12 protein-coding genes are annotated in these 8,721 nt (G+C 69.3%); 6 read left to right on the top strand and 6 right to left on the bottom strand.

From position 1 onward, the window contains the following. Both G6022_RS05325 and G6022_RS05320 read left to right on the top strand, forming a co-directional pair. Positions 1 to 397, top strand: a 397-nt coding sequence (locus tag G6022_RS05325) for a YqgE/AlgH family protein (RefSeq protein WP_182691128.1), incomplete at its 5' end; no start/stop codon positions are given. A 77-nt stretch (positions 398 to 474) separates the two neighbouring features. After that, complete coding sequence (locus tag G6022_RS05320) at positions 475 to 1,680, top strand: MFS transporter (protein WP_347237755.1); 1,206 nt, start codon at positions 475 to 477, stop codon at positions 1,678 to 1,680. A 22-nt stretch (positions 1,681 to 1,702) separates the two neighbouring features. On the opposite strand, the gene G6022_RS05315 is transcribed toward G6022_RS05320, so the two are convergent. Together G6022_RS05315 and G6022_RS17135 are read right to left on the bottom strand one after the other, a co-directional pair. Next, positions 1,703 to 2,137 carry a VOC family protein gene (locus G6022_RS05315; RefSeq protein ID WP_182638473.1) on the bottom strand — a complete coding sequence of 145 codons (435 nt, stop codon included), beginning with the start codon at positions 2,135 to 2,137 and terminating at the stop codon, positions 1,703 to 1,705. After that, positions 2,134 to 3,009, bottom strand: coding sequence for a helix-turn-helix domain-containing protein (locus G6022_RS17135; RefSeq protein ID WP_182638474.1), 876 nt, complete (start codon positions 3,007 to 3,009; stop codon positions 2,134 to 2,136). The genes G6022_RS05315 and G6022_RS17135 overlap by 4 nt, the downstream gene beginning before the upstream one ends. 64 nt (positions 3,010 to 3,073) lie before the next feature. Here G6022_RS17135 and G6022_RS05305 point away from each other — a divergent pair, with 64 nt between their 5' ends. Together G6022_RS05305 and G6022_RS05300 are read left to right on the top strand one after the other, a co-directional pair. Continuing rightward, positions 3,074 to 3,778: an AzlC family ABC transporter permease gene (locus tag G6022_RS05305; RefSeq protein WP_179523987.1), complete on the top strand. Its 705-nt coding sequence runs from the start codon at positions 3,074 to 3,076 to the stop codon at positions 3,776 to 3,778. A gap of 62 nt (positions 3,779 to 3,840) precedes the next feature. Then, positions 3,841 to 4,125: an AzlD domain-containing protein gene (locus G6022_RS05300; protein WP_179526069.1), complete on the top strand. Its 285-nt coding sequence runs from the start codon at positions 3,841 to 3,843 to the stop codon at positions 4,123 to 4,125. Between the two features lie 111 nt (positions 4,126 to 4,236). Here G6022_RS05300 and G6022_RS05295 read toward each other — a convergent pair whose 3' ends face one another. After that, entirely contained in the window at positions 4,237 to 5,481 is a 1,245-nt protein-coding gene (locus tag G6022_RS05295; protein WP_304816736.1) for a cytochrome P450, read from the bottom strand. A gap of 71 nt (positions 5,482 to 5,552) precedes the next feature. Between G6022_RS05295 and G6022_RS05290 the strand changes: the two genes are divergently transcribed. Further along, a complete protein-coding gene (locus G6022_RS05290; protein ID WP_304816738.1) occupies positions 5,553 to 6,005 on the top strand; it encodes a MarR family transcriptional regulator in 453 nt (150 codons plus the stop codon). A 1-nt stretch (position 6,006) separates the two neighbouring features. On the opposite strand, the gene G6022_RS05285 is transcribed toward G6022_RS05290, so the two are convergent. From G6022_RS05285 to G6022_RS05275, 3 genes are all read right to left on the bottom strand, one after another. Beyond that, positions 6,007 to 6,552, bottom strand: a complete 546-nt coding sequence (locus G6022_RS05285; protein ID WP_179523986.1) for a GNAT family N-acetyltransferase — start codon at positions 6,550 to 6,552, stop codon at positions 6,007 to 6,009. 98 nt (positions 6,553 to 6,650) lie between these two features. After that, positions 6,651 to 6,941: a hypothetical protein gene (locus G6022_RS05280; RefSeq protein WP_179523985.1), complete on the bottom strand. Its 291-nt coding sequence runs from the start codon at positions 6,939 to 6,941 to the stop codon at positions 6,651 to 6,653. Positions 6,942 to 7,459: 518 nt separating this feature from the next. Continuing rightward, entirely contained in the window at positions 7,460 to 7,624 is a 165-nt protein-coding gene (locus G6022_RS05275) for a hypothetical protein (protein WP_179523984.1), read from the bottom strand. Positions 7,625 to 7,981: 357 nt separating this feature from the next. Here G6022_RS05275 and G6022_RS05270 point away from each other — a divergent pair, with 357 nt between their 5' ends. Further along, positions 7,982 to 8,683 carry a type 1 glutamine amidotransferase domain-containing protein gene (locus tag G6022_RS05270; protein WP_182638475.1) on the top strand — a complete coding sequence of 234 codons (702 nt, stop codon included), beginning with the start codon at positions 7,982 to 7,984 and terminating at the stop codon, positions 8,681 to 8,683. The last annotated feature ends 38 nt before the right edge of the window (positions 8,684 to 8,721 follow it).

Below are 8,721 nucleotides of genomic sequence, written 5' to 3'. Positions count from 1 at the left end.
GGCGGAGATGTGTGCGCCACCGGCCGTGTTCCACATCGGAGGCCCGGTCAAGCCGGACACCGGGATCGCGCTGGTGGTGCTCGGGTCGGGCGTCGACGGCGAGATGCACCAGGGGTTGCAGCAGATCGAGGGCAGGGTCCACGTGGTGGACCTCGACAGCGAACCCGACCTGCTCCGCGACTCCGTGGAGGGGATGCGCGTGTTCGTGGGGTACACCGGCTGGGCGCCCGGGCAGTTGCAGGGAGAGCTCGACCGCGGCGACTGGTACGTGGCCCCCAGCCTGCCGAGCGATCTGCTCGCGCCGGCGCACGTGGACGTCTGGGGAACGGTGCTGCGTCGCCAGGAGATGCCTCTCCCCCTCTACGCGACCTTCGTGAACGACGGGGACGTGAACTGATCCGACCCGACCGGTCGGGTGTCTCATTATGTGAGACGAAGTAGTCAGATAGTAGGACCGCGAGTATTCTCCCGCTGGTGGACGCAGGAGCGAGCGGCGAGACCCGGGTGGGCCCACGACAGTGGGCGATCCTCGGCGTCGGTACGCTCGCCGCGTCCTCCGCCTCGGCGTTCGTGGCCGGTGTGGCCTTCCTTCTCCCCTACCTCCACTCGGTGGCCGGCCTGTCGCTCCCCGCCGCGGGTGCGCTCGTGGCCATGCCCTCGGTCGGGACCGCACTCACTCTCGTGGCCTGGGGCTGGCTCGTCGACCGCGCCGGAGAGCGGCTCGTGCTCGTGAGCGGATCCGTTCTCACCACGGCCGCCCTGGCAGGCGCTCTCATCACCCCGTCACTGACCCTCCTCGGCGTGTGCTTCCTGCTCGCGGGAGCGGCCTCGGCATCGGCGGCCTCGGCGAGCGGTCGACTGGTGGTGGGATGGTTCCCCGCTGGTCGACGGGGCATGGCGATGGGCGTCCGGCAGATGTCGCAACCCCTCGGAGCGGCGGTCGCGGCGATGTCCATGCCGGCGCTGGCCGCCTCGCAGGGTCTCCGGGCCGCGCTGGCGGTCCCCCTGGTCATGGCTGCGGTCTCCGCGGTCGCGGCGCTCGTCGTCGTCACCGATCCTCCCCGGCCGGACCGTCACGACCCCGGGTCCACCACACTCGCCACCTCGCCGTACCGGGCGTCGCGCTACCTGCACCGGATCCACGGCGTCTCGGTGCTGCTCGTACTCCCCCAGGCGCTCATGCAGTCGTTCATGCTCGCGTGGTTGGTCCTCGGGCACGGCTGGTCGCCCGTCTCGGCCGGCGCGGTCGTGACGGTGGCGCAACTGTTGGGTGCGGTCGGACGCATCGTCGTCGGCGTGATCTCCGACCGCGTGGGCTCGCGGCTGACTCCGCTTCGCGCGGTTGCCGTGTCGGTCTCGGTCGGCCTGGCGGTCCTGGCTGCCGCGGAGGTGTTCGGGGCCCCCGGTGTGGTCGCCGTGGCCCTCGCCGTGATCGCGACGGTCCTGTCCGTGGCGGACAACGGACTCGCCTTCACCGCGGTCGCCGAACACGCCGGACCCCATTGGAGCGGGCGGGCCCTCGGAGTCCAGAACACCGCGCAGTTCCTCGCGATCTCGGCGATCACCCCGGTCTTCGCGGCGGGAATCGACCGGTGGGGTTACGGGCCGGTCTTCGCCGGGGCCGCGCTGGTGGCCGCGCTGGCCGTGCCCGTCGTGCCTCGCGCCGACCGGGTCCGGTGATCCCGACCGGTGTGCCCGGCCGTCACCCGGTGGCCGCGCCGGGCGCCGGGTGACCCCGGTACTGCCCCACCGACCACACGTTCCCCTCGGGGTCTCGGGCGGAGAAGGTGTGGTCACCGTAGTCGGTGTCGTGCATCTCCATGACGATCTCGGCCCCCGCCGCCCGGGCGCGCTGGTAGACGGCGTCGGAATCGGCCGTCACCACGTAGGCGAGACCCGTCCCGGGTGGTGTGGCGTGCGGGTCGTCGTCCCCTCGCCCGCCGTCCCCGAGCATGACGCCTCCGCCCTCGGGCCAGAGCAGTTCTGCGTGGACGATCCGCCCGCCCTCGGTGTGCGAGACGGTCTCGACGAAGCCCAGGGCCTCGACCAGCCAGTCGATCACGACCCGGGAGTCGGTGCAGCGGAAGCAGTGCCAGACGGTGGGCGCGGGTTCGGCGCCGGGTTCGTGTGTACTCATGCCGGTGAGTCTCCCCCGGGGTCGGGCGGCCAGGCTTGGATGTTTCGGAACTCCTCCTCGATCCAGTTCGTCGGCGACGTGCCCGCGTACCGCCGATAGGCGGCGTCGAGGTGGGCGTGGTCGGCGTACCCGTGGTCGTGGGCGAGGTCGGCCAGTCGGAGCCCGTCCGGCCGTGGCCCCGAGGCCCCGCGAACGGCCTCACGCAGGGCCGAGTGAGTTGACTCGAACCGCATCAGGTCGGCGAGCGCCTTGGTCCCGATCCCCAGTTCGGCCCTGCAGAGCGTCGACAGGTGGCGGGGCGTCACCCCGACCTCCGAGGCCACCCGGGACACCCGCATGCGACCACCGGAGGCCTCGAGCAGTCGCCACGCGCCCACCACCTCCCGGCGCGGACCGGGTACGCGTTCGTACCTGTCCGCCGCCGAGGCCAGGCCCGCGGCCACGAGGTCGGCGCGGTCACGGGCGGGTGCCGAGGCCACCCGCGAGTGAAGCGCCCGGACCCGGGAACCGAGGACGTCTTCGCCCTCGTGCGTGAGCTCGGAGAGAGCGGACGCCGGCATCCCGAACAGGCGCCGCGCGGCGAGGGGGTGCACCGCGACCTGGACGCCTTCCTCGCGGTCGGGCCGTTGCAGGTAGACGGGTCGGGTGTGGAACCCGCCGAGGCAGACGTCGTGGCGTACCCCCTCCCGCCGGGCCCAGTCCGCGAAGGAACACGAGCACAGCAGAGGAGCGTCCGTGGCGACGACGAGGGTCAGGGTGGAGGAGGGCAGCCCCCGGTGTGGTGGCCGCTGCGGCCGCGGGCCGATCCCCTCCACGGCATACGAGATGAGCCGCCTCACCCCGGGCGGCGGAGTGGCCTCGCGCACGCTCACGCCACCAAGTGTGCCCCGTCCCGTCGGGGGTGACCAGACCCCCGCGGTCGCTACACTGCTCCGCGTGCCGTCCACCCCCTCTACCAGCGCAGAGATCCGCAAGGGTCTGGCCGACTGCTCCACGGTCGGACTCGGTCTGGTCCCCCTGGGACTGGCGTTCGGGGTCCTGCTCACCCAGGCGGGATTCGCGTGGTGGTGGGCCCCGGTGTTCTCCGTGGTGATCTACGCGGGGTCCATGGAGTTCCTGGCGATCGGTCTGCTCACGGCCCTCACTCCCCTGTACTCGCTGGCCGCGGCGGCGTTCCTGGTCAACTTCCGCCACGTCTTCTACGGACTGAGTTTCCCGTTGGACGCCATCCGCTCGCGTCTCGGCCGCCTCTACGCCGTCTACGCGCTCACCGACGAGGTCTACGCGATCACCGCCACCAAGCGGCGCACGGAGATGACGGGGGCGCGGACGTTGACCATCTCCCTCACCTGTCAGACGCTGTGGGTGGTCCCCGGCATCGTCGGCGCGCTCGTCGGGGCCGCTCTGCCCGCCGGGCTCGACGGTCTGCAGTTCGCGCTGACCGCGCTGTTCGCCGTCCTCGCGGTGGACGCGTGGCGTGCCTCGGGAGACCTGCCGGCCCCCGTGATCGGCCTGGTGTGCGGTCTGGTGGCGGCGTGGCTGGCCCCGGAGCAGATGCTGATCGTGGGGCTGTGCGCGTTCGTGGCCGTGTTGATCGCGCGGTACGCGTGGGCGACCCGCGAGGGGCGGGAACCGGCGTGAGCTCACCGTTGACCGGTGCCCCGGTGCCGGGAGCCGGCTATCTGCTCGCCGGGCTGGGAGTGATGTTCGTCGTGACCATGGCCCTGCGCGCCGCCCCGTTCGTCGCGCTCACCCGGCTCCGCGACTCGCGGGTCGTGCGCTATCTGGGCCGCACGATGCCGGCCGGCGTGATGGTGGTGCTGGTGGTCTACACCCTGCGCGACACCACCGCCGCCCTCGGCTCCTGGCTGCCCGCCGGAGCCGCGTTGGCTCTCACCCTGGCGGTGCACCTGGTGTGGCGACGGGCGGCGGCGAGCATCATCGTGGGTACCGCCACCTACATGCTGTTGGGAGCCTGGCTCGGGTGAGACCGGCACGCGCGTCCCCCGATGCACTGCCGCACGAGCAGGGGGGCAGGCGAGAGTTCACCGGGAGGAGCGGCTCCGCGGAACCACGGCGGCCCGGCCGATTCCTGAAGCTCAGTGGGCCACAGGACAGGTGCCCAGGTCGACCTTCCACTCGGTGAGGCCGTTGAGCCAGCCGGACCGCAGCCGCGTGGGTTCGCCCAGCGCGGTGAGGTCGGGAAAATAGTCGGCGACGGCGTTGAAGATGATCTCGAGCTGCATCTTGGCCAGATTGGCGCCGAGGCAGTAATGGGGACCCTGCCCACCGAAGGTCACGTGGGGGTTCGGGTCGCGGAGGATGTTGAACGTGAACGGGTCCTCGAAGACGTCCTCGTCGAAGTTCGCCGATCCGTAGCAGATCAGCACGCGATCCCCCTCGGCGATGGACACGCCCCCGATCTCGACGTCCTCCATGGCGGTCCGCTGGAACTGGGTGATCGGTGAGGCCCACCGGAGGATCTCGTCGTAGGCGGTCTCCGGGCGCTCGCGCTTGAACAACTCCCACTGGTCGGGGTTCTCCAGCATGGCCACCATGCCGTGGGTGGTGGCGTTGCGGGTGGTCTCGTTGCCGGCGACGGACAGCAGGGTGACGAACCAGCCGAACTCCTCGGGCGACAGGTGCTCTCCGTCGACGTCGGCCTGGACGAGCTTGGTCACGATGTCGTCCCGCGGGTTGGCGGCGCGGTCCTCGGCCATGGTGTTCGCGTACCCGATGAGTTCCATGGACGCGATGGCGGGAGCGTCGGGGTCGCCCCCGGCGTCGTAGCTGGTCATGATGTTGGACCACTCGAAGATCTTGTGGCGGTCCTCCTGCGGCACGCCGAGCAGATCCGCGATCGCCTGGAGCGGGAGCTCGGAGGCGATCGCGGTGACGAAGTCGTCGGCGTTCGACTCCGCGGCGGCGGTGACGATCTTGCGCGCGCGGTCGGCGAGTTCCTCGCGCATGCCGGCCACGCCGCGTGGGGTGAAGCCGCGGGAGATGATCCGGCGGTGCTTCTTGTGGATCTCACCGTCCTCGTTGACCAGCATCGACCGCTGCGCCTCGATGATCGAGCGGTCGGTTCCCTCGGAGAACCGAGGGATCATCGTGTTCTCCCCCGCGGAGAACAGTTCGCCGGTGAGGCGCGAGATCTCCTTGACGTCGGCGTGCCTGGTGACGAGCCAGTAGTGGTCGTCGTCGAAGCCGTCCGACCCGGGACGCTTGTCGACGCGGTGTATCGGTTCGGTCTGCCGCAACTGGCGCCACTCCTCATGCGGGAGTCGTTTCTCGAACAGGTCCGGGTCGGTGAAGTCGAATCCTGCTGGGATGGTCACGTTCACGATGTCTCCTGCGCCTCGTCCACCGCCGGTCGGCAGGTGTGGGAAAGGTGAATAGTGGTAACTATATACGCGTGGCACTGTCTGGGAGTGAGATTCTCGATCGCGCGTTGATGCTGGCCGAGGAGATGTCGGGTTCGATCGAGCGCGCTGCGGCGAACTACGGCCTCACGGTGCCGCGACTGGAGTTGCTGTTCGTCCTGGGGCTCGAGGGCGAGTGCAAGCAGGTGGAGCTGGCGACCTTCCTGGACTGCTCGCCGCGCCAGGTCACCGCACTCGTCGACGGGCTGGTCGCCAGCGGACACGTGGTCCGGACCATGCCGCCGGACGACCGGCGGGTCCGTCTGGTCAACCTCACCGACGAGTCGCGTCGGATCGTCGAGGAGGTCGTGTCGGCGCGTGTCGCGCTGGCGGAGTGGCTGTTCGACGGGCTCGACGACGACGAGCTGCAGGCATTCGGTGCCGTCTCGGAGAAACTGGTCTCGCGAATGGGTGGACGGTCACTGAGCCGGCTGACCCAGCAGTGAGTCAGGCCGTGCAGGCCGCGCAGCCGGTGTCCTCCCGGGCGTACTCGACGAACCCGCGGGACAGGTAGTTCGGGATCGCGGCCGGGGAGTCGTCCCCGCACGTGTGCAGCCAGACCCTGCGGCACCCCGGGACCTGCCAGGCGATCCGGACGGTCTCGGAGAGGAACCATCCGCCGAGTCCCAGGCCGGCGAAGCGGGGGAGCAGGCCGAAATAGACGATCTCCACATCGACCCCGTCGGCCGGGTCCCCGTGGCCCGAGCCCGGCTCGTCCCCGCACGGGCTCATGCGCAACTCGGCGAACCCGGCGACCTCGCCGCCCCGGGTCGCCCGGAAGGTGGTGACGCAGGGGTCCGCGCAGTACGAGGCCCAGCGTCCGTCCGACCAGTCGAGTCGGTCGGTCCACTTCCAGTCGGCGCCGATCTCGCGGTACATCTGCGAGTTGAAGGCGGGCTCGGCCGGGAAGACCCGGGAGATCGTCAGGTCCGCGCGGCGAGCCGGGCGCAGCCAGGACGCGTCGGTCTGCTGCAGATAGGTCACGCTGGTCATCGCGCTATTCAAGCACCGTAACCCTGCCGCGACCCAACCGGTATCGGACCGGAGCGGGGTTGCCGATGAATGAGCAAGCAATGAAGACCGGCGGAAGCTTAGTTGACGTGGAACTCCGGAATGCCGGGGAGCTGGAGTCCATTGAGTAAGTTGGCTGATCCTGCGACGAGATCGTTGTGGCCTTTAAACGCGGCGTTTTCAACACCATCCATCACAAACGGGTTTGACACAGAGGCGGCGGCTCCCGCTCCCCCAACTACAGCGGCGGTTCCCGCTCCCAGTGCGATTCCTCCGACCAAAGGCGGAGTCAAACCGATTGCCGCAGCGGCGGCGGCCGCTGGCCCGAGGAGGACTGCGCCGATCAGAGCGAGACCTTCGATAATGCCCATTGTCTTGTCTCCATTCTTCAGGTGTGGCCAGTAGTCAACCGACTTGGAGCTGTCCAGGTCGAACTGGTTCTTGGGGTTTGAGCGGAATGAGTGAAACCTCGATACGCGGCGACGGAGCAGGCGCTGGAGCCAGAGGGGCAGCGGACATAGGTGCGGGCGCGGGAGGATTCGGCGGGTTGGCTTGCACCGGGGGCAGCGGTATCGGGACCTGGACCACTTGCGCAGGTGCAGCCTGAGGGGGCACTAACACGCCTTGGTCCGGCAAGTTCACCTCGCTGGAGGGCGCCGCGACCGATGTCGTGGCCGACATAGTCGCGCTTGTATTCCAGGGTTGAGCTGGGGGTCGGGGTGAGCTGAGTCCACCTTGGGACAGCTCGCTGGTAGCGGCCACGGATTCACCGGCATTGGGGGAGGCATGAGTCAGGTGGGCAAGTGCAACTCCGCAGGTGATGCCTACGAGCGAGAGTGCACCGGCGGCAAGCCAGAGGACCTTAGGGCGCGGCCCAAGGCCGTTCATCTCACCACCAGCCCCAGGCGATGGCATTGTTTTTCAGGACTTCCAGTTGATAGGCAGGCAATCCTGCATCGACGCCGAGCTCGTACTGAGTGCGATACAGATCGGTCGAGGCCGCTTGGGCACCCGGGATCATATTGATGACACCGGCCAAGGCGGCGTTGGCCATTACCCAAAGTGGGCTCGAGATGCTTCCGTAGAAGGGGTCCACATGTGCCTCCGTGCGTGAGGATCGGGTAGGGGTATGCGCCTCTTTATCGATACGCTCCGGAGACATTAAGCAGACGGCGACCAGAGCTCAATTGCTTCGTCGACTAAGAATGGGAACGCTGTTCCGGCGCGTTGACCTGCTGATACATCGTCAACATGGCTGTCATTCGAATCGCTGCTGGTAGGGCGGGGGGCCGTCTGAAGATCACGGGCTCGGGAACCCGGAGAGCATTCGCTTACCCCGCGTCGTCTGTGACCCGAAACACCCCGGACGCGTTCAGTTGCGGTTCAGCGTGACCTCCGTAGGGTCGCGGCCATGACCAGCGTCCTCATGATCCTGTCCGCCGCCGACCACTGGACCCTCAAGGACGGCTCCGCGCACCCCACCGGGTTCTGGGCCGAGGAGTTCGTCACGCCCTACGAGGTCTTCACCGGGGCCGGGTGGAACGTCACCGTGGCCACTCCCGGGGGCCGCGCGCCCACGGTCGACCAGGCCAGCCTCGGCGAGGGGGCGGGCGATCCGCAGACCCTCGAGAAGGTCAAGGCCTCGCTCGACCAGCTCGCCCCCGTTCTGAACTCGCCCGTCGACCTGGCGTCCGTGGACCACTCGGAGTACGACCTGGTCTTCTACCCCGGCGGCCACGGCCCGCTCGAGGACCTGGCCCGCGACCAGACGTCCGGGGCGATCCTGACCGAGCGCGTGAGCGCCGGCTCGCCCGTGGCCCTGCTCTGCCACGCCCCCGCCGCCGTGCTCGCCGCGTCCGAGGACCCGGCCTCCTCGCCGTTCGCCGGCTACCGGATGACCGGTTTCTCCAACGTCGAGGAGGAGCAGGTGGGTCTGGCCGCCAACGCTCCCTGGCTCCTCGAAAACAAACTGGTCGAGCTGGGTGCGGAATACTCCTCGGCCGCCGAGCCGTGGGGCTCGCACGTCGTGGTGGACCGCAACGTCTACACCGGTCAGAACCCGCAGTCGTCCGCCGAACTGGCCGAGCGGCTCGTCACCGATCTCGCCGGCTGACCCCGGTAGTTCACGGGGATCTGAGGATTGCCGGGCGA

This window comes from Dietzia sp. Cai40 (genome assembly GCF_014145165.1).
In the GTDB taxonomy this organism is placed as follows: Bacteria; Actinomycetota; Actinomycetes; order Mycobacteriales; family Mycobacteriaceae; genus Dietzia; species Dietzia natronolimnaea.
This window is presented reverse-complemented; position numbering and strand designations above follow the sequence as displayed.

Excerpts from the sequence above, each read along its gene's own strand:
- G6022_RS05270 (WP_182638475.1), top strand. The coding sequence starts at position 7,982 with ATGACCAGCGTCCTCATGATCCTGTCCGCCGCCGACCACTGGACCCTC.
- G6022_RS05275 (WP_179523984.1), bottom strand. The coding sequence starts at position 7,624 with ATGGCCAACGCCGCCTTGGCCGGTGTCATCAATATGATCCCGGGTGCC.
- G6022_RS05315 (WP_182638473.1), bottom strand. The coding sequence starts at position 2,137 with ATGAGTACACACGAACCCGGCGCCGAACCCGCGCCCACCGTCTGGCAC.
- G6022_RS05300 (WP_179526069.1), top strand. The coding sequence starts at position 3,841 with ATGTTCGTCGTGACCATGGCCCTGCGCGCCGCCCCGTTCGTCGCGCTC.
- G6022_RS05280 (WP_179523985.1), bottom strand. The coding sequence starts at position 6,941 with ATGGGCATTATCGAAGGTCTCGCTCTGATCGGCGCAGTCCTCCTCGGG.
- G6022_RS05285 (WP_179523986.1), bottom strand. The coding sequence starts at position 6,552 with ATGACCAGCGTGACCTATCTGCAGCAGACCGACGCGTCCTGGCTGCGC.